This window comes from Streptomyces sp. CNH189, assembly GCF_000527195.1.
The window spans coordinates 113,179-135,351 of record NZ_AZUS01000008.1; the positions used below are offsets into that span (position 1 = coordinate 113,179).

Below are 22,173 nucleotides of genomic sequence, written 5' to 3' on the forward strand. Positions count from 1 at the left end.
TGGGCGCCGCAACGCGGGAGGGCCTCTCAGAGCGAGTGCTCCGCCAGGCGGTCCAGAAACGCGGTCTGTGCGGAGACGACCACCTCGCGGGCCCGGTCCAGGGAGAACCAGGCGACCCGGTCCAGCTCCGGGAACTCCTGCGTCCGTCCCGACCTGGGCGGCCACTCCATGGTGAACGTGCCGGGCACCACGGCCGCCGGGTCCAGGTCGGCCTCCACCGCCCACGCGGTCACGGTCTTGCCGCCCGACTGGCGCACCTCCCCGAGCGGCACCGCCTCCCCGTCCGGCGGGGGCAGCCCCAGCTCCTCCTCGAACTCGCGGCGCGCCGCCTCCCACGCGGGCTCGTCGGGCTCGTACTCGCCCTTCGGCACCGTCCACGCCCCGGCGTCCCGGCGCGCGTGGAACGGGCCGCCCATGTGGCCGAGCAGCACCTCGACGCCCTCACCGGTGCGCCGGAACAGCAGCAGTCCGGCGCTGCGGGCCTTCGTCACGGCCGTACCTCCGGGTGGGCGGCGAGCAGGGTCTCCACCGTGTCCGCCTCCTCCGGGCGCTTGTCCTCGCGGTAGCGGATCACCCGGGCGAAGCGCAGGGTGACACCGGCCGGGTAGCGGCTGGAGCGCTGCAGGCCGTCGTAGGCGATCTCCACGACGAGTTCGGGGCGCACGGTCACGGTGTAGCCGTTCTCGTCGAGCGCGATCTCCCGCAGCCGCTCGGTCTGCCATTGGAGCATCGCGTCGGTCATGCCCTTGAACGTCTTGCCGAGCATCACGAATCCGCCGTCGGCGGCGCGGGCGCCCAGGTGCAGGTTGGACAGCTTCCCGGTGCGGCGCCCGTGGCCCCACTCGGCGGCCAGCACCACCAGGTCCAGCGTGTGCACCGGCTTGACCTTCAGCCAGGACGCACCGCGCCGTCCCGCGCTGTAGGGAGCATCCAGTCCTTTGACGACGACGCCCTCGTGGCCGCGCTCCAGCGTCTCGGCGAGGAACCGCTCCGCCGTCTCCAGGTCCTCGGGCCCCGACACCACCGTGCGCCGCACCCGCATCGGTTCCGGGACCAGCCGGGCCAGTTCCGCGTGCCGCTCGGTGAACGGCAGGTCCAGCAGGTCGCGGCCGTCGACCGAGAGCGCGTCGAAGAACACCGGGGCCACCGGCGTCTCCCGGGCCGCCGTCGCCACGTCCACCCGGGACCCGACCCGCCCGGCGGTCTCCTGGAAGGACCGCGGTCGCCCGGTGCCGTCGAAGGAGATGACCTCCCCGTCCAGGATGAACCGCCCCACCGCCAGCTCCCGCGCCGCGGCGGTCACCTCGGGCAGCCGGTCCGTGATGTCGTCCAGGGTGCGGGTGTGCACCCGCACGGTGTCCCCGTCGCGGTGCACCTGGACGCGGATGCCGTCGAGCTTCTCCTCGACCGCGCAGGCGCCCAGCTTCCCGACCGCCTCGGCGACCGAGGAGGCGCTGTGCGCCAGCATCGGCTGCACCGGACGCCCGACGGTGAGCCGGAATCGTTCGAGGGCTTCGGGCCCGTCCGCCAGCAGCGCCCCGGCGACCGGCTGCAGGGACCCGGCGAGCATCACCGCCCGCCGTACGTCCGCCGGGACCGCGCCCGTCGCCCGGGCCAGCCCTTCCACCGCCACCGCGTCCAGCGCGCCCTGCCGGACCTCGCCGGTGAGCAGCCCCACGAGGAACCGCTGCTCCGCCTCGGTGGACGCGCCCAGCAGCTCGCCGACCAGCCGGCCGCGTTCCGCCTGCGAGCCGGGCCCGGACACCTCGGCGAGCCGGGTGAGCAGCGCGTCCACCTCGCGCACCGTCAGGGACGGCTCGTCCGCGGGCGTGACCGGACGGCTCAGCACCTTCCAGCCGACGCCGATCCGCCCCTGCGGCAGCCGGCCCGCCAGATAGGGGATGACCACCGGGACGTCGTCCGGCTCGGCCTCCCGGAACAGCTCGGCGAGCAGGGCGGTCTTCCGGGACCGCGCCGAGGTGGCGGCCACCTCCTGGGACACCTGGGCCAGCCGGGACAGCAACATGCAGCCATGGTGCTACGGAGGCGGGCCCTCCACACCCGCGCCGCGCACGGTCATCCGGCGATCGCCGCGTCCAGGTCCGTCATCCGCAGGTCCCCGACGACCGCGGTCGCCGCCCGGTACCCGCCGCTCGCCGCGTGCACCACCTGCTCGGTGAACCCGATCGCGTTGCCCGCCGCCCACACGCCCGGCACGCTGGTCAGCCCGTTCCCGTCGACGACCGGGTACGTCCCGAACGGCGTCTCGTCCATCTCCGCGCCCAGCCGCTCCAGCAGCCCCGTCTGCGGCACCGGACGCGGCCCCACGAACAGCACGGACCGGGGGTGCACGGTGCCGTCGGACATCCGCACCCCGGTGAGCCGGTCGTCCTCGGCCACCAGCCCGGCCACCTCACCGGGCACCACACCCACCCCGGCCGCGGCCAGTCGCCGCAGGTCGAGGTCGGTCAGCTCCTCCTCGGCGACCCGGTGCAGGAACAGCATCGTGTCCTTCGACCACCGGGACACCATCAGCGCCTGGTGCACGCTCATCGCGCTCGACGCGAGCACCCCGAAGGGCTCGTCGCGCACCTCCCAGCCGTGGCAGAACGGGCAGTGCAGCACGTCCCGTCCGAACCGCTCGGCGACCCCGGGGACGTCCGGCATCTCGTCCTTCAGCCCGGTGGCCACGATCAGCCGCCGCGCGCGCACGCTCCCGCCCTTCTCCAGCGCCACCGTGAAGTCCCCGCCGGGGGTGACGTCCACGACCCGGTCCCGGACCAGCTCCACGTCGTAGCGCGCGATCTCCTCCCGGCCGAGCGCCAGGAACTCGGCGGGCGCCATCCCGTCCCGGGTCAGATAGCCCTGCATGTGGGCCGAGGGCGCGTTGCGCGGCTCGCCGGCGTCGACCACCAGCGTGCGGTGCCGGGCCCGCCCCAGCACCAGCCCGGCGGACAGTCCCGCCGCTCCTCCTCCCACCACGACCACGTCGTAGCGGCTTTCCGTGCGGTCCGTCTCGTTCGTCGTCTGCATGGCGACCACCTCCACGACGACGGTCGCCCCGGACGGCACGGATTGACAAACAACTTTGCCGAAACTGCAATGTGCGCATGGTGACGGACGACGTTCTCGCGGAAGTGGGCCCCCGGCTGCGCCGGATCAGGAAGGAACGGGAGGTGACGCTCGCGGCGCTGGCGGAGGCGACCGGCATCTCGGTCAGCACCCTGTCCCGGCTGGAGTCCGGGCAGCGCAAACCGGGCCTGGACCTGCTGCTGCCGATCGCCCAGGCCCATCAGGTGTCGCTGGACGAACTGGTCGGCGCGCCCCCGGTGGGTGATCCGCGGGTGCGCGCCCAGCCGATCGAGCGGGGCGGGCGCACCCACTGGCCGCTCACCCGGCAGCCCGGCGGCCTCCAGGCGTACAAGGTGCTCGAACCCAAGCGGAAGCTGGAGCCCGACCCGCGCACCCACGAGGGCTACGAGTGGCTGTACATCCTCTCCGGCAGGCTGCGGCTGGTGCTGGGCGACCACGACGTGGTGCTCACGCCGGGGGAGGCCGCCGAGTTCGACACACGGGTGCCGCACTGGTTCGGCTCGACGGGGGAGGGGCCGGTGGAGTTCCTCAGCCTGTTCGGACCGCAGGGGGAGCGGATGCACGTGCGGGCGCGGCCGAAGACGGGCTGAGCGGGACGGTTCCCTTGAGGCAAGCGACCGCTTAGTATGCGGGGGACCCGGTCAGCGAAGACGACGTTCACCGTCCCGTGGAGGCCCCGCATGCAGGCATGGCAAGTGCACGAACTCGGCGAGCCGGGCGAGGTGATGCGCCTCGCCGAGGTCGAACGGCCGACCCCCGGGGAGGGGCAGGTGCTGCTCCGGGTGCGCGCCGCCAACATCAACTTCCCGGACGCGCTGATGTGCCGGGGCCAGTACCAGGTCCGGCCGCCGCTGCCCTTCACCCCGGGCGTGGAGATCTGCGGCGAGACCGAGGACGGGCGCCGGGTGATCGCCAACCCGGCCCTGCCGCACGGCGGTTTCGCCGAGTACGCCCTCGCGGACGCCGCCGCCCTGCTGCCCGCGCCGGACACCCTGGACGACGCCGAGGCCGGCGCCCTGCACATCGGCTACCAGACCGCCTGGTTCGCCCTGCACCGGCGGGCCCGCCTGGAGGCCGGCGAGACCCTGCTCGTGCACGCCGCCGCGGGCGGGGTGGGCAGCGCCGCCGTGCAGCTCGGCAAGGCGGCCGGCGCCACCGTCATCGGCGTGGCGGGCGGCGCCGGCAAGGCCGCCGTCGCCCGAGACCTGGGCTGCGACGTGGTGATCGACCGCCGCGAACAGGACGTCGTCGCCGCGGTCAAGGAGGCCACCGGCGGACGCGGCGCCGACGTGATCTTCGACCCGGTCGGCGGGGACGCGTACACCCAGTCGGCCAAGACCGTCGCCTTCGAGGGCCGCATCGTGATCGTGGGCTTCGCGAGCGGCGCCATCCCGAGCCCCGGCCTCAACCACGCCCTGATCAAGAACTACGCGATCCTCGGCCTGCACTGGGGCCTCTACAACACCAGGAACCCCGAGCTGGTCCGGCACTGCCACGAACAGCTCACCGAACTCGCAGCCAAAGGCGCGATCAAGCCGCTGGTGAGCGAGCGCGTGCCGCTCGCCGGGGCCGCCGACGCCGTGCAGCGCGTCGCCGACGGCGTCACCACCGGACGCGTCGCCGTGCTGCCCACGGGGGAGAACGGAGCCGCCGCATGACCGACGCCGACGAACTGCGCCGCCGCACCGCCGCGTTGCTGGCCGCGCACCCGCCCGCCGACACCGAGCGCCTGGACTTCCTGCGCGCCCGCTTCGACGCCGGGCTCGCCTGGGTGCACTTCCCCGAAGGGCTCGGCGGACTGGGCCTCCCGCGCTCGCTCCAGGTCGTCGTGGACGCCGAACTCGCGGCCGCCGGGGCCCCCGACAACGACCCGCGCCGCATCGGCATCGGCCTGGGCATGGCCGCCCCGACCATCCTCCAGTACGGCACCGACGAGCAGAAGGCACGCTTCCTGCGGCCGCTGTGGACCGGCGAGGAGGTCTGGTGCCAGCTCTTCAGCGAGCCCGGCGCCGGCTCCGACCTGGCCGCGCTCGGCACACGCGCCGTCCGTGAGGGCGACGACTGGGTGGTCAACGGGCAGAAGGTGTGGACGTCCAGCGCCCACGTCGCCCGCTGGGCCATCCTCATCGCCCGCACCGACCCGGACGTGCCCAAGCACCGGGGCATCACCTACTTCGTGTGCGACATGACCGACCCCGGCGTCGAGGTGCGGCCGCTGCGCCAGATCACCGGCGAGGCCGAGTTCAACGAGGTGTTCCTCACCGACGTCCGCATCCCCGACAGCCGCCGCCTCGGCGAGTCCGGCGACGGCTGGCGGGTCGCCCAGACCACCCTGAACAACGAGCGCGTCGCCATCGGCGGCAGGCGGCTGCCCCGCGAGGGCGGCATGATCGGCCCGATCACGAAGACCTGGCGCGAACGCCCCGAACTGCGGACCCACGACCTGCACCAGCGGCTGCTGAAGCTGTGGGTCGAGGCGGAGGTCGCCCGGCTCACCGGCGAACGCCTGAGCCAGCAGCTCGTCGCCGGACAGCCCGGCCCCGAGGGCGCCGGCATGAAGCTCGCCTTCGCCCGCCTCAACCAGGAGATCAGCGGCCTGGAGGTCGAACTGCGCGGCGAGGAGGGGCTGCTGTACGACGACTGGACCATGCGCCGCCCCGAACTGGTCGACTTCACCGGCCGCGACGCCGGCTACCGCTACCTGCGCTCCAAGGGCAACAGCATCGAGGGCGGGACCAGCGAGGTCCTGCTGAACATCGTCGCCGAGCGCGTCCTCGGCCTGCCCGCCGAGCCGCGCACCGACAAGGACGTCGCCTGGAAGGACCTCGCCCGATGAGCGATCTTCTGTACTCGGAGGAGGAAGAGGCGCTCCGCGCCGCCCTCCGGGACCTGCTCACCGACCACTGCGACGCCGCGTCCGTGCTCGCCCGGATCGAGTCGGCCGCCCCGCACGACCTGTCCCTGTGGAAGGCGCTCGCCGACGGCATGGGGCTCGCCGGCCTGCTGGTGCCCGAGGACAGGGGCGGTCAGGGCGCCACCCACCGCGAGGCCGCCGTGGTCCTGGAGGAGCTGGGACGCGCGGTCGCACCGGTGCCGTACCTGACGAGCGCCGTGGTGGCCACCGAGGCACTGCTGGCCTGCGCCGACGGCGACGACCTGCTCGCGGACCTGGCGTCCGGGCGGCGCATCGGCGCGCTCGCCGTCGGCCTGCACACCGCCCCCGGCGCCGCGTACGCCACCGTCCGCGCGAACGGCGCCACCCTGCACGGCGAGGTGACGGGCATCGCCGACGCCGCCGTCGCCGACGTCCTGCTGGTGCCGGCGGACGACGGCGGGCTGTACGCGGTGACGGCCGACGCGGTCACCGTCACCCCGCAGACATCCCTCGACCTCACCCGGCCCCTCGCCCGCGTCACCCTCGACGGCGCCCCGGGCCGCCGCCTGGGCGACGCCGGACCGGCCGTACGCCGGGCCCTGCGGGCCGGTGCGGGACTCCTCGCCTCGGAGCAACTCGGCGTCGCCGAGTGGGCGTTGACCGAAACGGTCCGGTACCTGAAGGACCGCAAGCAGTTCAACCGCCCCGTCGGCGGGTTCCAGGCGCTCAAGCACCGGCTCGCCCAGCTGTGGCTGGAGATCGTCAACCTGCGAGCCGCCGCACGGGCCGCCGCCGACGCCCTCGCGACGGGCGAGGACACGGACGTGACGGTCACCGTGGCGCAGGCCTACGCAGCCCCCGTCGCCGTCCGCGCCACCGAGGAGGCAGTGCAACTGCACGCCGGCATCGGCATGACCTGGGAACACCCGGCGCACCTGCACCTCAAGCGTGCCAAGGCCGACTCGATCGCCCTCGGCACGGCGGGCGCCCACCGCGAGGCGCTGGCCGGCCTGGTCGAACTGCCCGCGCCCTGACCGACCCTCCACCACGGACATCGGCGGCCCGCCCCCGAAGGGCGGGCCGCCGACGTGCCCGCCCCGAGATGAACGGGTGACGGCGAACCGGCCAACTCCTCGCACGACTCTGCTTCTTGCGCGCCGCGGGACCCCATACTCGCTGGGACCCCGTACGGCACTTCAGAGAGGCAGAGCATGGCCCCCACCACCCGTCGCAGAGCCCTCACCGCCCTCGGCGTCGCCCTCGCGAGCCCGGCCGTCCTCCCCGCGGCCCACGCGTCGGCCGGCCAACCCCCGCACCGTCCCCGCCCGTTGTGGCGTGCCCACGCGCACAACGACTACGAGCACCCCCGCCCCCTGTTCGACGCCCTCGACCACCGCTTCGGCAGCGTCGAGGCGGACGTCTACCTGGTCGGCGGACAACTCCTCGTCGCCCACGACCCCGAGGACCTCGACCCCGCCCGCACCCTGGAGTCCCTGTACCTGGACCCGCTCGCCGCCCGCGTCCACGCCCATCGCGGCACGGTGTACCGCGGACACCGCGGGTCCCTCCAGCTCCTGATCGACCTCAAGACCGAGGGCGCGTCCACCTACGCCGAACTCGACCGTCGACTGCGCCGCTACAACGGCCTGTTCACCACCTGCGCGCACGGCAGGGTGCGGACCGGGCCGGTCACCGCCGTCGTCTCCGGCGACCGTGCCGCCCGCGCGCCCATGGAGGCCCAGCGGGTCCGCCACGCCTTCTACGACGGTCGGCTCGCCGACCTCGGAGGCCCCGCGCCGGCCTCCTTCGCGCCGCTCATCAGCGACAACTGGACGCTCCACTTCACCTGGCAGGGCGTCGGCGCCTTCCCCGACGCCGAGCGCCGGAGACTGCGCGCCCTGGTGCGCACCGCCCACGCCCGCGGGCAGCGGGTGCGCTTCTGGGCCACCCCGGACCTCCCGGGCCCGGCCCGCGACGCGCTCTGGGGCGAACTGGTCGCGGCGGACGTCGACCACCTCAACACCGACGACCTGGCGGGCCTCGAAGCGTTCCTCGACGCCCACAGGAAGGCGTGACACCACACGTTCGGAGGACAGGTCAGCCGCCCGGACGAACCCTCCGCTACGCCACACTTGCGGCCGAACGCCGCGAAACAGGTGTGGCGGAGGAGGTTGACGATGGCCATTTCCATCTCTGTGGTGCTGCTGCTCTCGGTCCTGGCGGTGATCTTCCTGCGCAACGGCGGGCTGAAGATCTCCCACGCCCTGGTGTGCCTGCTGTTGGGGTTCTACCTGGCCAGCACCAGCATCGCGCCCACGATCCACAGCGGCCTCACGGCGACCGCCGACATCGTCGGCAGCCTGAGCCCGTGAGGCCGGCCGGGGGAACCGCTCCGTAGCCGGGAGTCGCCCGCGTGACGGCGGCCGCGCCGGGCGGGTGGCGATGACGAGTACTGCGGGAGGTCACGTGCGACCGGGGCAGGGGCAGGTCAGCCGCGGCGCCGTCGCGGCCGGTCGCGGTTGGCTTGAGGGTGCGGCCCCCGTCGCCCTGCAGGGGCGCGGGGAACTGCGCGACCGGCCCCCACCGGGCCGCGGTTGGCTTGGGGGGTGCGGCCCTCGTCGTTGTCAGGGGCGCGGGGAACTGCGCGACCGGCCCCCACCGGGCGGATTCCCCCGCACCCGGTACGCACAGCACCGCCGCCGTGACCACGGGACCTTGACGTCCGGAGCGCCGTCGCGGCCGGCGTGACGGGCGGTCAGGCGTGAGCCGCCCGTCCGGCCTGCGGTCAGACCTGTTCCGCCACCGCCGCAGGGTCGTCCAGGACACCCCGCACGACCGAGTGCGCGGCGCCCAGCAGGGGCCCCTGGGGGCCCAGCACGGACACCGACACCGTGCAGGCCGGCCCCGCGGTGCGCCGGGCCAGCTCGGAGCGCAGGGACGGCAGCAGCCAGGGCGAGAGCCCGGACAGCGCGCCGCCCAGCACCACGCTCTCGGGGTCCAGCAGATTGGCCGCCCCGGTCAGGGCGATGCCGAGCGCCGTGCCCGCGTCGTGCAGGGCACGCCGTACGGCGGCGTCGCCCTGTTCGGCGCGGCCCGCGAGCAGGCCCACCCGGTCCTCGCCGGGCTCGAGTCCGGCCGCGCGCAGCACCGCCTCCTCGCCGGCGTACTGCTCCAGGCAGCCCCGGCCGCCGCACGCGCAGGCGGGACCCTCGGGCCACACCGGCACATGGCCGAGCTCGCCCGCGAAACCCCGGTTGCCGTGCAGCACCCGGCCGTCCACGACGACCGCCGCACCGATACCGATCTCGGCCGAGACGTGCAGGAAGTCGCGCGGGGTGTCCTCGCCCAGCCACAGTTCGGCGAGCGCACCGAAGTTGGCCTCGTTGGCCACGGTGAGCGGAAGCTTCGCGGGGAGCAGCGCGCCGAGGTCCGTGTCGAGCCACCCGAGGTTCGGCGCGCGGACGACGGTCCGGGCGTCGCGGGCCACCAGACCGGGGACGGCGACCGCGAGTCCGGCCGGCCACAGGCCCTCGCCCTCCGCCTCGGCCACCACCCGGTGGATCAGCTCGGTGAGTTCCGCGAGCACGGGCTCGGGGGAGCGGTCCCGGTTCGGTACGTGCCGCACCGCCCGGCCGCGGACCTCCCCGCGCAGATCGACCGCGCACACCGCGAGGTGGTCGACGCCGATCTCGGCGCCGATACCGGCGGGACCCCGCCCGCTCACCGCCAGCGCCGACCCGGGACGGCCCACGCGTCCGGGCCGCTCGGGGCCCAGCTCCTCCAGCAAGCCGGTGCGGATGAGCTCGTCGACCAGCGTGGACACCGCGGCGCGGGTCAGGCCGATACGGGAGGCGACGGCGGCCCGGGACAGCGGCCCCTCGGCCCGGACGGTGTGCATCACCCGCGAGAGGTTGCGGCGGCGCATGCCCTGCTGGGTGTCGGGCAGCGCACGCCCCTGACCTGCGGGACGGGCCTTGTGCAGCGGTGCGCTCATTCCTCCGTCAATCCTCGGTTCCGGGGCGCCCGCGCCCGGCGGACGTCCACTGCGGCCGGCGCGGGGCCGCCGTGGGGCGGTCGCCGGTGGAGCGGAACCGGCCGCCCACGGCGGCCGGTGGCGCGTCAGCCGTTGTCCGTGCCGCGCTCCAGCAGCGGGGCCGCGTCGGAGAGTACCCCGGCCAGCCGGGACAGGGTCTCCTCGTCCCGCTCCACCGCGTCCAGCACCGGACCGGCCGCCGTGTTCCAGCGGCGGGCGACCGCGGCCGGGTCCTCCCCGGTGAGCAGCCCGGCCGCCTGGGCCGCCGCGCCCAGCGCGACCAGCTCCTTGGCCTCCGGCACCTGCACGGGACGCCCGGACAGCCGCCGTACGGTCTGCTGCCAGGCCGTGCCGCGGGCGCCGCCGCCGATCAGCAGCAGCGGGGCCGAGGGGTCGGCGTCCTGGTCGAGGACGAGGTCGAGGGCGGCCAGCAGGGAGTACACGGCGCCGTCGTAGGCGGCCTGGAGCAGCTGGCCGCCGGTGGTGTCGTGCCGCAGGCCGTGCAACAGGCCGGAGGAGTGGGGGAGGTTGGGGGTGCGCTCGCCGTCCAGGAAGGGCAGCAGCGTGACGCCGCGGCCCGGCTCGACGGCCTCGCGGTCCAGGCCGAGCAGGGCGGCGACCCGGTCCACGGCGAGCGTGCAGTTGAGGGTGCAGGCCAGCGGCAGCCAGTCGCCGCGCGCGTCGGCGAAGCCCGCCACCGTGCCGGTCGGATCGGTGGGCCGGTGCTCCGACACCGCGTACACGGTGCCCGAGGTGCCGAGGCTCATCACGGGCGTACCGGGACGTACCCCGAGGCCCAGCGCGGCGGCGGCGTTGTCACCCGTGCCGCACGCCACCAGCGTCCCCTTGGAGAACGGCAGGTCGTGGCCGTCGCGCACGGTGCCGGCCACCTCGCCCGGCCGCACCACGCGCGGCAGCAGCGCCGGGTCGAGCCCGACATGCGCCAGGATCTCCTCGTCGTACGCCTCCCTCGCGGACGCCCACCAGCCGGTGCCCGAGACGTCACCGCGGTCGGTGGTGCCCTGCCCGGTGAGCCGCTCGGTCAGGTAGTCGTGGGGGAGCCGCACCGCCTTGGTGGCGCGCACCGCGTCCGGCTCGTGCTCCGCCAGCCAGGCCCACTTGGTGACCGTGAAGGACGCGGTGGGCAGGCTGCCGGTGCGCTCGGCCCAGGCCTTGGCGCCGCCCAGCTCCTCCACCAGCCGGCTCGCCTGGGGGGCGGACCGCACGTCGTTCCACAGCAGGGCCGGGCGGACCGGCTCGCCGTGCTCGTCCAGCGTGACCAGGCCGTGCTGCTGGCCGCCGATCGACACGGCCGCGGCCTCGTGCGCGGCCTCGCCGCACTGCCGTAGTGCCTCGGTCAGGGCGTCCCACCACTGGCGTGGATCGCTCTCCCGTCCCGCGCCCGAGGTCACCGTGTGCGGCGCCTGGCCGCTCGCGACGACCCTGCCGGTCGTCACGTCGACGACCAGGGCCTTGGTGGACTGGGTGGATGTGTCCACGCCGACGACGAGCGGACCCTCGGCTGCTGACATCGGTCTCTCCCTCTTCCGCGCCCCGGCGGGGTGTGTCTCTTCCCAGAAATGCTCCTGCATACTAATTTGTAAACCGCCATGACGAAATAGTCTCAGCGAGCAAGGAGCCGCGGCATGAGCTACCAGCCCACCCCCGAGGACAAGTTCACATTCGGCCTGTGGACCGTCGGCTGGCAGGGACGGGACCCCTTCGGCGACGCCACGCGCGCCGCCCTCGACCCGGCCGAGTCCGTCCGCCGCCTCGCCGAGCTCGGCGCCCACGGCGTGACCTTCCACGACGACGACCTCATCCCCTTCGGCGCGAGCGACAGCGAGCGCGCCGAGCACATCAAGCGCTTCCGCCAGGCGCTGGACGAGACCGGCATGAAGGTCCCGATGGCGACCACCAACCTGTTCACCCACCCGGTGTTCAAGGACGGCGGCTTCACCGCCAACGACCGTGACGTGCGCCGTTACGCGCTGCGCAAGACCATCCGCAACATCGACCTCGCGGCCGAGCTGGGCGCGCAGACCTACGTCGCCTGGGGTGGCCGTGAGGGCGCCGAGTCCGGCGCCGCCAAGGACGTCCGGGTCGCCCTCGACCGGATGAAGGAGGCCTTCGACCTCCTCGGCGAGTACGTCACCTCCCAGGGCTACGACCTCCGCTTCGCCATCGAGCCCAAGCCGAACGAGCCCCGCGGCGACATCCTCCTCCCGACCATCGGCCACGCCCTGGCGTTCATCGAGCGCCTCGAGCGCCCCGAGCTGTACGGCGTGAACCCGGAGGTCGGCCACGAGCAGATGGCCGGCCTGAACTTCCCGCACGGCATCGCGCAGGCCCTGTGGGCGGGCAAGCTGTTCCACATCGACCTCAACGGCCAGTCCGGCATCAAGTACGACCAGGACCTCCGCTTCGGCGCGGGCGACCTGCGTGCCGCGTTCTGGTTGGTGGACCTGCTGGAGACGGCCGGGTACGAGGGTCCGCGTCACTTCGACTTCAAGCCGCCGCGGACCGAGGACCTCGACGGCGTGTGGGCCTCGGCGGCCGGCTGCATGCGCAACTACCTGATCCTCAAGGAGCGCGCGGCCGCCTTCCGCGCCGACCCGGAGGTCCAGGAGGCGCTGCGCGCGGCCCGTCTGGACGAGCTCGCCCAGCCGACCGCCGGCGACGGCCTCCAGGCGCTGCTCGACGACCGGTCCGCCTTCGAGGACTTCGACCCCGAGGCCGCCGCCGCCCGCGGCATGGCCTTCGAGCGCCTCGACCAGCTGGCGATGGACCACCTGCTGGCTGCGCGGGGCTGAAGCCCCGGCGGCCGGGGTTCACCCGTTCGCGGCGGGCCCGGCTGACTGTCGCAGCGCCGCGCCCCGTGCCTTCAGGCACGGCGGCGCGGCGCTGTTGTGTGTGAGGGAAGGGTGAGCGCGGGGGCGGATGTACGGCCCGGCCGAGGCAGACGCGGCACGGGCGCACCGCCACGCGCGCTCACTCGTCCCTGCATCTGGTTCGCGCGGGGCGCGCCCTCGGCGCGGGGAGTGTGGCGTTCCGGGTACGCGTGCCACGACTGGCGGGCGGTATCTCCGCCGTCTCCTCGCGCGGGGCCGGGGCCACGGCGACCATGGTGTGCATGGCCACGTCCCCCGTACCGCCCCAGAAGCCGCCCGGTCCGCCGGACGACGTACCACCGCCTTCCGGTGGCGGCTTCGGCCCGCCCTCCCACGGTGAAGGGCCGAGGTCCGGCCCGCCCGACGACCACGACGGCGGCCCGGGACGCGGCCCCGGCCGGCGCCGGCTCCTGATCGTGCTGCTCGCCGTGATCGTGGCGGCCCTGATCGTCTCGATCGTCGTGCTCACGACGTCGGACGACGACGGGCCGGACCAGGAGCCCTCCGAGACAGCCACGGACACCGGTTTCCCCTCGCTGGACCTCCCGTCGGAGTTCCCGAGCGGGTTGCTGCCCTCGGGTTTCCCCACGGAGCTGCCCTCGGACTTCCCTTCGGGTCTCCCCTCCGGATTCCCCACGGAGCTGCCTTCGGGGTTCCCGAGCGACCTGCCCTTCGAGCTGCCGAGCGGCCTCGCGTCACTGCTGCCGGCCCTGGGTGCGGAGCCGTCCTGACGTTCCGCCGTGTTCTGTGGGTACCCGCGTGGTGTGAGGTGGGTCACCATGGAGGCGCGGTGGTTCGGTGGTCGCCTTGGTCCCGGGAACCTACGCCGGGGTGCGTCCCAGGCGGAGGTTGCGAAGACCTTAGGGGGCGCATCTCAGGGACGTCTCAGGGTGACGGTCCGGAACCGCCGCCGGCGCGGGCCCGTTTCCAGATCAGAGAGCGGCAGTGGCCGCGAAGGAGGCGACGCACATGTCGAAGAACGCCAAGATCGCCGCGGGGGGTGTGGCGGCCGGGCTCATCCTGTTGATCTGGCTGCCCTGGTGGGCCGCGCTCCTGATCATCCTGGGAGTCCCGGCGGCCGCCTACCTCGCCCTGGACCCCTCGCAGCGGCAGCGGCTGCGGAGGAACACACGCAAGGAGTTGGGCCGCTGAGACGCGGTGCCGCGTACTGACGTACGCCTGTCGGCGCGGGCGCCGCGTCCGCTCGGGCCCGGGTGAACGACGACACCTGGGCCCGCGAGGGCGGCGCGCGTCCGGCGCCCGGGAGGGCGGTGCCCCAGGTGCACCCCTGGGCACCCGGGGAACGGTCGGCGCCGAGGAAACCAGGGGATGCCACCGTGGGACTCGCCAGGGCGGCAGTGGGCGTGCGGCGAGCGCGGGACGGGCAGTCACCCTCGGCGGTCGGCGGTCGGCGGTCGGCGGGTGCCCCGGCGTCGCGAGGTCCCTGCCCGCCCCAGCATCCTGAGGGCCTGTATCGAAAGTGGCTGGTTGTGACTCTGTGGCCTGTGTTTCGATGCCCGAGTGAACATCGAGAGCTCCGGGGTGCCGGATGAGAGGCCGAGCCGCTGGGTCCGGCAGAGGGCTGATGGCGATGTTGAGGAGTGCGTGCGGGTCCTCGCGGAGGTCCATGCGTGCGACGGCTACCCGGTGAACTGGCCGGATCAGCCCGGCGAGTGGCTGTCACGCGGCCCCCTGCTCGGCTCCTGGGTTGCCGAACTCGAAGGCGGCCTGGTCGGGCATGTCAGTTTGTCGCAAGGCGGCGAAGGCGATCTGGCCCCGACGTTGTGGAGCGAGCGGAACGGGGCGACGCGGGGTATGACCGCCGTGCTCAGCAGGCTGTTCGTTGCCCCGCAGGCGAGGGGACATCGGATCGGTGCACTGCTGATCGGCCAAGCAGTGGACGAAGCGCGACGTCGTGGCCTGCATCCGGTGCTCGACGTCGTCGCCTCCGATACCGCGGCGGCAGCCCTGTACGAACGGCTGGGCTGGGAGCTGATGGCCACAGCCGAACAGCAGTGGAGTCCGCACCAGATGGTGGCCATCCGCTGTTACGCAGCGCCATCGTGACGTGGTCTGTCATAGCCACTCGTTGACGGCCGCGACGAGGACGGTCGCCTCGTAGCGGACCGCGAGCTTGTCGTACCTCGTGGCCACGGCCCGGTGCCTCTTGAGGCGATTGATGCCGCACTCGACCGCGTGCCGAGCTTTGTAGTCATGTGGGTCGAACTTCGGCGGCCGGCCGCCGTGCGAACCGCGTTTCTTACGGTTGGCGGCCTGGTCGGCCTTGTCCGGGATGGTGCAGCGGATCCCGCACCGCCGGTGAACACGGCTCTTCCGGGAGGCGTACGCCTTGTCGGCCCGCACCCGATCGGGCCTGGTGGTTGGTTCCAGCACCGCCCATTGCACGTCCGTCAGGTCTCCACGCGCCACGAAACAAGATCACCTCACTTCTGGAATCACTTTCGATACAGGTCCTGGGACGGGCGGCGGGCGCCCAGCGCTCGTGAGGGCGGGCAGTGGCACCCGGCGTCGAGGAGAGCCGTCAGTGGGTGCCCGGCGCTCTGAGGGTGGTGCGGGCCGGGCACGCGACGACCTCGCGCGTGCCCTCGCGGGGCACCTCCCGTAAGCCCCAGGGCGGCATGCCGGCCGCGGGCACTTCCCGTACCGCCCCGGGGCGGTATGCCGCCCCGGGGCGGTATGCCGCCCCGGGCGCCCGAGTGTGGACGTTCAGAGCGGCCGTACGGCCATCCGGTCCAAGGCCTCCAGGAGACCCGGCAGTTCCGGGCCCCTGCCCACCGGCAGGACCTCGCCGGGCTCGTCGTCGAGCAGGACGAAGGCGATGTCGTCCGTCCTCGCGACCAGCGACCAGCCGGGTCCGTCGGCGCGCAGGGTGCGCGCACCGCCCGGCGCGAAGGAGGAGCGGACCCGGCCCAGCGGCGGCGGCGAGTCGACGTAGGCGCGCGCCTCGGCCAGCACCCGACGGACACCGCTGTGCCCGCCCGCTGTCCCCGAAGCCTCGCCGTCCTCACCGTTCCCGGCGCCGTCCCCTGGACCGGCGCCGGCCTCGGGGGTCGTACCCGGCGTCGGGAACGCCGAGTCGTCGACCTGCTCACGCCACGTCGCCCACTGCAGCGCGATCTCGTCCGCGCCCAGCCGCCGCTGGGCCGGACCCCAGACCTCTCCGTCGGGCGGCGTCAGCGGGGGCATGTCCGCCATGCCCGGGCCGGGATCGTGCGGCGCCGGCACGTTCGGTGCGGCCACGGCCACCGCGAGGGGCCAGCCGGGCAGCGCGGCGACGACGCTGCGCTCGTCCGGCGACAGGTCGTGCTCCATGCCGCAGTCCCAGGAGGCGATCGCCACGGCGACCAGCGAGACGTCGTCGACGACCACGGTCCACCGGGCGCCTGCCCCGTCCTGGCCGAGTACCAGCCCGTATCCGTCGGCCACCGGCGGAAGACCGAGCGCCGCGCAGGCCTCCGGGTAGTCGTCGCCCAGCACGCTCGGGAACTTCGCGGGCGTCAGCAGCGCCGCCGTGAGCACGTAAAGCGCGTCGTCGGCGGCGGCGACGGCTTCCTCGTCCGTCCCGGCCATCCCAGCCTCCCCATCGGTTCGTCCATCGGCGCGCACCCTATGCCGACCCTCATGTCCTTGTCACGACCCCGCAGTCGTGCCCGGAGCTGCAGGTTTCCGGCCGGAGGGGGCGAATCGACCACGACCGGCACCCCGTTGCCGAGCCTCGCCGCACCTCCACGGAAGCGCCGGTGCCACCCGGCGGGGACAAGCCGCCACCCGGCGGGGACAAGCCGCCACCCGGCGGGGACAAGCCGCCACTCGGCGGAAACGGGCACGCTCAGTCCGCGTGCACCGCCAGCACCAAGAACCGGGTGTCCTCGTCGACGTACGACGTTATGCGCCAGCCCGCCTCCGACAGCAGCGCGCGCAGGTTCGGTTCGGTACGCAGATCGTCCGGTGTGAGCTCGCGGCCCTGGCGCGCGGCGAGCGCGGCCCGGCCGATCGGATGGAACAGGGCGAGCACCCCGCCGGGGCGCACCACACGCGCGATCTCCCGCAGGTTCTCGACCGGGCGCGGCAGATGCGCGATCAGCCCCGCCGCGAACACGGCGTCCAGCGAGGACGGACGCAACGGGAGCGCCGCGACGTCCGTCAGCAGCAGCGCGCCGTCCGCGTCCCGCCCGGCCCGCGCCGCCTCCCGCAGCATCGCCGGGGTCAGATCGGCGCCCAGCACCACGCCGGACGGGCCCGCGGCCGCGCGCAGGGCGGGCAGCGCCCGTCCCGTGCCGCAGCCCGCGTCCAAAACCCGGCCGCCCTCGCGCAGCCCGAGCTCGGCGACCGCGGTGGCGTACGCCGGGCCGTCGTCGGGGAACCTGCGGTCCCAGCCGGCGGCGCGGGCGGTGAAGAACTCCTGCACATGTGTGTGGTCGTCGCTCATGTCCCGCATGATCCCTCACCGGAACCGGCGACACCTTGTGCACACGTTCGACCGTGATGCGGTCGTACCCCGGCACCGGTGCGTCATCTTTGCGCCGCTTTCGAAACGCGCCCCCTCCGCGCTCTCGCGCCCCCTAGCGTCCCCGGGTCATGGGACATCTGGACCACGCCACCCTGGGGTGGCTCACCCCCGTGCTGTCGTACGCGATGGCCTGCGTCGGCGCCGCCCTCGGACTGCGCTGCACCGTCCGCGCGCTCGCCGCCACCGGCCGCGTGCGGCGCAACTGGCTCCTCACCGCCGCCTCGGCGATCGGCACCGGCATCTGGACCATGCACTTCACGGCCATGCTCGGCTTCGGCGTGAGCGGCACAGACATCCGCTACGACGTGCCGCTCACCCTCGTGAGCCTGGTGGTCGCCATGCTGTTCGTCTGCGCCGGTGTGTTCGCCGTCGGCCACCATCCCGGCCGGGTCAGGGCCCTGCTCCTCGGCGGGCTCACCACCGGACTCGGCGTCGCCGGCATGCACTACCTGGGCATGGCCGCGGTGCGACTGCACGGCGAGGTCGGCTACGACCCCGCGCGGGTCGCCCTGTCCGTCCTCATCGCCGTCGCCGCCGCCACGGCCGCGCTCTGGGCGGCGCTCGCCATCCGCTCCCCGGCCGCGGTCACCGTCGCCTCCCTGATCATGGGCGCCGCCGTCAGCAGCATGCACTACACGGGGATGTTCGCCGTCAGCGTGCGGGTCACGCCCTCCGGCGACCCCTTGCCCGGCGCCGGCGCGATGTCGTTCGTGTTCCCGCTCGCGGTCGGCCTCGGGGCCTATCTCTTCATCACCTCCGCCTTCGTGGCGCTGTCCCCGGCGGCCGGGGAACGCCACCCTCCCGTCTCCGCCCCGCGGCCGGTCGAGCACACCGCCCCCTGACCGTGCCCCCGTGACGCCCGCCACCCGTTCGGCCCGCCCTTTGAGCGAGGAGTCCATGCGCACACCCCGGAGGACCCCGACCGTCCGTACCGAGACGCCGCCCGCGCCTCCCGTACGCGGCCGGCGCGCGCACGCCGGACCACCGGCCGACGAAGGGCCGCTGTCCTCGGCGGAACCGGACCCGGCGGGCGTGGCGTCCGGGCGCGGACCGAGCGGCCCCCGGACCGTCCGCGCCAAGATCATCTGCCTGCTGATGGTGCCGGTCGTCTCCCTGCTCGCCCTGTGGGGGTACGCCACCGTGACCACCGCCCAGGACGTCTCCCGACTGCGCCAGGTGCAGCGCGCCGACGACGCCGTCCGCACTCCGGTCGCCGCCGCCGTCACCGCCCTCCAGGCGGAGCGGGCCGCCGCCGTCCGCCGCTCCTCCGACACCGCCGCCGTCGGCGACACGGAGCTCACCCGCCTCGCCCGGAGCACCGACCGGGCCGTGGCCGCCCTGCGGCTCGGCGAGGACCGCACCGTCGCCGACGGCCAGGCACTGCCCCGCGCCGTGGCCGACCGGCTCGACACCTTCGTCACCGCCGCCGAGCGCCTGCGCCCCCTGCGCGCGGCGGTGCGTGAAGGACGCGCGGGGTGGGCGCAGACGTACGACCGCTACACCGGCACCATCGCCGCGGCCTTCGGCGTGGGCGGTGCCCTCACCGGCATCCAAAACGCCGAACTCGGCTCCGACGCGCGCGTACTGCTCGAGTTCTCCCGGGCGGAGGAGGCCCTCGCGCAGGAGGACGCGGTCCTGGCCGCGGCCCGCCTGCACGGCAGCCTCGCCGGGGAGCGGCTGCGGCTGTTCACCGGCGCCGTGGAACTGCGCCGTACGCTCACCGCCTCCGCCGCGCCCGACCTGCCCCGAGCGGCCGGCACCACGTGGAGCGCGCTCGCCGACGGCCGTTCCTACGCCGTCCTCTACACGGCGGAGGACAAGATCCTCGCCGTCGAGCCGGGAGTGCGGGCGGCAGAGGCCGTGTCGGAGAGCACCTGGGACGGCGCGTACGCCCGGGTGCGAGAGGACATGCGGACGGTCGGACGTCAGGCGGGGACGTCGGTCGCCGACCGCGCCGACCCCGTCGAGCGCGGGCTGATCGGACCGGCCGGCGCCGCCGTGCTCTTCGGCCTCCTCGCCGCCGCGGCATCCCTGGTCATCTCGGTCCGCATCGGACGCGGCCTGGTGGTCGAACTGGTCGGCCTGCGCGACGACGCCCTGGACATCGCCCACCGCAAACTCCCTGAGGCGATGCGCACGCTGCGCTCCGGCGGCGAGGTCGACATCCACGCCGAGGCACCGCCCGGACCGCCCGCGCAGGACGAGACGGGACAGGTCGCCGAGGCCCTCGGCACCGTGCACCGCGCCGCCCTGCGGGCCGCCGTGGAGCGCGCCGAACTGGCCGGCGGCATCAGCGGCGTCTTCGTCAACCTCGCCCGCCGCAGCCAGGTCCTGGTGCACCGTCAGCTGAATCTCCTGGACGGCATGGAACGCCGCTCCGAGGACCCCGGCGAGCTGAGCGACCTCTTCCGCCTCGACCATCTCACCACCCGCATGCGGCGCCACGCGGAGAGTCTGATCATCCTGTCGGGCGCCGCCCCCGGCCGCGCCTGGCGCAAGCCCGTTCCGCTGACCGACGTGGTGCGCGCGGCCGTCTCCGAGGTCGAGGACTACGCGCGCGTGGAGGTGCGGCAACTCGCCGAGACGTCCGTCACCGGCGCGGCCGTCGCCGACCTCACCCACCTCCTCGCCGAGATCATCGAGAACGCGGCCCAGTTCTCGCCGCCCCACACCCGGGTGCGCGTCTCCGGCGAACCCGTCGGCAACGGCTACGCCGTCGAGGTCGAGGACCGGGGCCTCGGCATGGGCAAGGACGCCCTCGCCGAGGCCAACCGCCGCATCGCCGAGTCCGAGGCGCTCGACCTGTTCGACAGCGACCGGCTCGGCCTCTTCGTGGTCAGCAGACTCGCCGCGCGGCACGAGATCAAGGTGCACCTGAAGACGTCGCCCTACGGCGGCACGACAGCGGTCGTCCTGCTCCCCACCGCGCTGCTCGACGACCGGGCCGCGCAGGAACGTCCCGGCACACCGGCCGCGGAACCCCGTGAGGACCACCCGGACCCGCGCGTGCCCCACGGCGTCCCGCAGCGCCGGGCCGTTCCCGCCCCGGCCGTCTCCGCACCCGACGGCCGGCGCGCCCTGGTGGCCCCCGTCGCCGACCCGCCCGACCACGCAGCCCTCCGCCGGCCCGGCACCCACCCCGGTCCGGCGGACGACGGCACCGCCACCCACCGCCCCCCGGGAGCCGCCACCTTGCGCCTGCACCGCCCCGAGGAGCCGGCCGGCTCCGGCGACCTGCCCCGCCGCGTGCGCCAGGCCAGCCTGGCCCCCCAGCTCCGGGACGGCCGCCCCGAAACACTCCCGCCCGTACGGCACGACGGCCCCGACGACCGCACCCCCGAACGCGTACGGGACCGCATGACGGCCTACCGCGACGGCTGGACCCGCGGGGGCGGCCGGCCGCCCGGCACCGCCCGCGGCACGGCGCCGTCCAGCACCGAAGGAGACCCCGCATGATCCAGGAATCCCGCGCCGGCGCCGGCCGGCGCTCCGGCGAACTCGACTGGCTGCTCGACGACCTGGTGCTCCGCGTCGGCGACGTCCGCCATGCCGTGGTGCTGTCCGGCGACGGACTCGCCATGGGCGCCTCCCGCGGCCTCGCACGCGAGGACGCCGAGCACCTCGCCGCGGTCGCCTCCGGCTTCCACAGCCTCGCCAAGGGCGCGGGCCGGCACTTCGGCGCGGGCGGCGTGCGCCAGACCATGGTCGAGATGGACGACGGCTTCCTGTTCGTGGCCGCCGCGGGGGAGGGGTCCTGCCTCGCGGTACTGACGTCCGTGAGCGCCGACATCGGCCTGGTGGCCTACGAGATGGCACGACTGGTCAGGCGCGTGGGCGAACACCTGGACACCGCCCCGCGCGTCGGCGCACGGCCGCCGGCCGCGGGATGAGACGAGGAAGCGGTCGGAGCAGATGACGGAGGACACGACGGGCGTCCCGCAGGGGCCGGAGCCCCACGCGGGCGCCCCGCGCGAGCCGGGGCCCCCTTCGGACGCCCTGCGCGAGCCGGGCAGCTGGATGGGCATCCGGCGCGAACCGGACAGTCATGCGGGCGCCCCGCACGAGCGGGGCTGGTCGGGCACGTGGCGTGAGCTGGGCGGCCGTGCGGGCGCCCCGCACGAACCGGGCAGCCGGAGGGTTATCACGTGGGAGCCGAGCGGCCATGCGGGCACCCCGCACGAGCGGGGCTGGGCGGGGAGCCCGTACGAAGAACCGGGCAGCGATGCGAGCACCCCGCACGAGCCGGTATCCCATGCGGGCGCCCCGCGCGAACCGGACAGTCAGTGGTACGACCACGAGGCCGGTCCGCTGGTCCGGCCCTACGCCGTGACCGGGGGGCGCACCGAACCCGGCCCGTCGGGCGTGCGCTTCGACCTGATCGCCCTCGTCACCCTGGATCCGGCCGCGCCGGCCGCCGGTGACCCGGCGCTCGGCCCGGAGCACCGCGCCCTGATCGACCTGTGCCGCCCCGAGACGCAGTCCGTCGCCGAACTCGCGGCCGGCGCCGACCTGCCCGTCGGCGTGGTCCGGGTCCTCCTCGGCGACCTGCTGGAACGCGGCCGGGTCACCGTCAGCCGGCCCGTACCGCCCGCGCACCTGCCCGACGAGCGGGTGCTCCGCGAGGTGATCGCGGGCCTGCGGGCGCTGTAGCAGCCGAGCACCCCTCGTCACCACCGGATGCCGCGCCCGGGCCCGCCCGGGCCCGCGGCCACTCCCCGTCCCCGGCGCCCCGTGGCCGGCCCTCACGAGA

General features: G+C 74.6%; 21 protein-coding genes and 1 pseudogene. 14 read left to right on the plus strand and 8 right to left on the minus strand.

Translation table 11 applies throughout. The annotated features are described in order from the left end of the window. Positions 1 to 26 precede the first annotated feature (26 nt). The 3 genes from B100_RS0113335 to B100_RS0113345 are packed head-to-tail and all read right to left on the minus strand — an operon-like array spanning position 27 to position 3,033. The gene (locus B100_RS0113335) at positions 27 to 491 is read right to left on the minus strand and encodes an NUDIX hydrolase (RefSeq protein WP_024884940.1); all 465 of its coding nucleotides are present in this window, start codon (positions 489 to 491) and stop codon (positions 27 to 29) included. Then, on the minus strand, positions 488 to 2,026 hold the full coding sequence (locus B100_RS0113340; protein ID WP_024884941.1) for an ATP-dependent DNA ligase: 1,539 nt from the start codon (positions 2,024 to 2,026) through the stop codon (positions 488 to 490). Before B100_RS0113340 ends, B100_RS0113335 begins: the two co-directional genes overlap by 4 nt. Before the next feature lie 50 nt (positions 2,027 to 2,076). After that, entirely contained in the window at positions 2,077 to 3,033 is a 957-nt protein-coding gene (locus B100_RS0113345) for an NAD(P)/FAD-dependent oxidoreductase (protein ID WP_051489986.1), read from the minus strand. 77 nt (positions 3,034 to 3,110) lie between these two features. Between B100_RS0113345 and B100_RS0113350 the strand changes: the two genes are divergently transcribed. The 6 genes from B100_RS0113350 (at position 3,111) to B100_RS0113375 (ending at position 8,340) form a co-directional block, all read left to right on the plus strand. Further along, complete coding sequence (locus B100_RS0113350; RefSeq protein WP_024884943.1) at positions 3,111 to 3,683, plus strand: cupin domain-containing protein; 573 nt, start codon at positions 3,111 to 3,113, stop codon at positions 3,681 to 3,683. A 90-nt stretch (positions 3,684 to 3,773) separates the two neighbouring features. Then, complete coding sequence (locus B100_RS0113355; protein WP_037722744.1) at positions 3,774 to 4,751, plus strand: NADPH:quinone oxidoreductase family protein; 978 nt, start codon at positions 3,774 to 3,776, stop codon at positions 4,749 to 4,751. After that, positions 4,748 to 5,929: an acyl-CoA dehydrogenase family protein gene (locus B100_RS0113360; protein WP_024884945.1), complete on the plus strand. Its 1,182-nt coding sequence runs from the start codon at positions 4,748 to 4,750 to the stop codon at positions 5,927 to 5,929. Before B100_RS0113355 ends, B100_RS0113360 begins: the two co-directional genes overlap by 4 nt. Beyond that, the gene (locus B100_RS0113365) at positions 5,926 to 7,002 is read left to right on the plus strand and encodes an acyl-CoA dehydrogenase family protein (protein WP_024884946.1); all 1,077 of its coding nucleotides are present in this window, start codon (positions 5,926 to 5,928) and stop codon (positions 7,000 to 7,002) included. Before B100_RS0113360 ends, B100_RS0113365 begins: the two co-directional genes overlap by 4 nt. Before the next feature lie 177 nt (positions 7,003 to 7,179). Further along, on the plus strand, positions 7,180 to 8,043 hold the full coding sequence (locus B100_RS0113370) for a phosphatidylinositol-specific phospholipase C/glycerophosphodiester phosphodiesterase family protein (RefSeq protein ID WP_024884947.1): 864 nt from the start codon (positions 7,180 to 7,182) through the stop codon (positions 8,041 to 8,043). Positions 8,044 to 8,145: 102 nt separating this feature from the next. After that, complete coding sequence (locus B100_RS0113375; RefSeq protein WP_024884948.1) at positions 8,146 to 8,340, plus strand: hypothetical protein; 195 nt, start codon at positions 8,146 to 8,148, stop codon at positions 8,338 to 8,340. Positions 8,341 to 8,753: 413 nt separating this feature from the next. Here B100_RS0113375 and B100_RS0113380 read toward each other — a convergent pair whose 3' ends face one another. Together B100_RS0113380 and xylB are read right to left on the minus strand one after the other, a co-directional pair. Continuing rightward, positions 8,754 to 9,962 (minus strand): ROK family transcriptional regulator, encoded by a 1,209-nt coding sequence (locus tag B100_RS0113380; RefSeq protein WP_024884949.1) that lies wholly within the window; start codon positions 9,960 to 9,962, stop codon positions 8,754 to 8,756. A gap of 125 nt (positions 9,963 to 10,087) precedes the next feature. Next, complete coding sequence (gene xylB / locus B100_RS0113385; RefSeq protein WP_024884950.1) at positions 10,088 to 11,533, minus strand: xylulokinase; 1,446 nt, start codon at positions 11,531 to 11,533, stop codon at positions 10,088 to 10,090. A gap of 114 nt (positions 11,534 to 11,647) precedes the next feature. Here xylB and xylA point away from each other — a divergent pair, with 114 nt between their 5' ends. From xylA to B100_RS0113405, 4 genes are all read left to right on the plus strand, one after another. Next, positions 11,648 to 12,814 (plus strand): xylose isomerase, encoded by a 1,167-nt coding sequence (xylA, locus tag B100_RS0113390; RefSeq protein WP_024884951.1) that lies wholly within the window; start codon positions 11,648 to 11,650, stop codon positions 12,812 to 12,814. A gap of 320 nt (positions 12,815 to 13,134) precedes the next feature. Further along, positions 13,135 to 13,623: a hypothetical protein gene (locus tag B100_RS0113395; protein WP_486585638.1), complete on the plus strand. Its 489-nt coding sequence runs from the start codon at positions 13,135 to 13,137 to the stop codon at positions 13,621 to 13,623. Positions 13,624 to 13,861: 238 nt separating this feature from the next. Then, on the plus strand, positions 13,862 to 14,044 hold the full coding sequence (locus B100_RS0113400) for a hypothetical protein (protein ID WP_024884953.1): 183 nt from the start codon (positions 13,862 to 13,864) through the stop codon (positions 14,042 to 14,044). A 453-nt stretch (positions 14,045 to 14,497) separates the two neighbouring features. After that, the gene (locus B100_RS0113405; protein ID WP_024884954.1) at positions 14,498 to 14,959 is read left to right on the plus strand and encodes a GNAT family N-acetyltransferase; all 462 of its coding nucleotides are present in this window, start codon (positions 14,498 to 14,500) and stop codon (positions 14,957 to 14,959) included. A gap of 9 nt (positions 14,960 to 14,968) precedes the next feature. On the opposite strand, the pseudogene B100_RS0113410 reads toward B100_RS0113405, so the two are convergent. The 3 genes and pseudogenes from B100_RS0113410 to B100_RS0113420 form a co-directional block, all read right to left on the minus strand. Next, positions 14,969 to 15,277 (minus strand): annotated as a pseudogene (locus B100_RS0113410) (transposase family protein); the annotation flags it as partial. Between the two features lie 342 nt (positions 15,278 to 15,619). Next, positions 15,620 to 16,483, minus strand: coding sequence for a hypothetical protein (locus tag B100_RS0113415; RefSeq protein WP_024884956.1), 864 nt, complete (start codon positions 16,481 to 16,483; stop codon positions 15,620 to 15,622). 259 nt (positions 16,484 to 16,742) lie between these two features. Then, the gene (locus B100_RS0113420; protein ID WP_024884957.1) at positions 16,743 to 17,342 is read right to left on the minus strand and encodes a class I SAM-dependent methyltransferase; all 600 of its coding nucleotides are present in this window, start codon (positions 17,340 to 17,342) and stop codon (positions 16,743 to 16,745) included. Between the two features lie 149 nt (positions 17,343 to 17,491). Here B100_RS0113420 and B100_RS0113425 point away from each other — a divergent pair, with 149 nt between their 5' ends. From B100_RS0113425 to B100_RS33925, 4 genes are all read left to right on the plus strand, one after another. Further along, positions 17,492 to 18,265, plus strand: coding sequence for an MHYT domain-containing protein (locus B100_RS0113425; RefSeq protein WP_024884958.1), 774 nt, complete (start codon positions 17,492 to 17,494; stop codon positions 18,263 to 18,265). A 55-nt stretch (positions 18,266 to 18,320) separates the two neighbouring features. Continuing rightward, entirely contained in the window at positions 18,321 to 20,879 is a 2,559-nt protein-coding gene (locus tag B100_RS0113430) for a nitrate- and nitrite sensing domain-containing protein (RefSeq protein WP_024884959.1), read from the plus strand. Then, positions 20,876 to 21,313 carry a roadblock/LC7 domain-containing protein gene (locus B100_RS0113435; RefSeq protein ID WP_024884960.1) on the plus strand — a complete coding sequence of 146 codons (438 nt, stop codon included), beginning with the start codon at positions 20,876 to 20,878 and terminating at the stop codon, positions 21,311 to 21,313. Before B100_RS0113430 ends, B100_RS0113435 begins: the two co-directional genes overlap by 4 nt. Positions 21,314 to 21,731: 418 nt before the next feature. Further along, complete coding sequence (locus tag B100_RS33925; protein WP_051489987.1) at positions 21,732 to 22,073, plus strand: DUF742 domain-containing protein; 342 nt, start codon at positions 21,732 to 21,734, stop codon at positions 22,071 to 22,073. Positions 22,074 to 22,173: the final 100 nt, after the last annotated feature.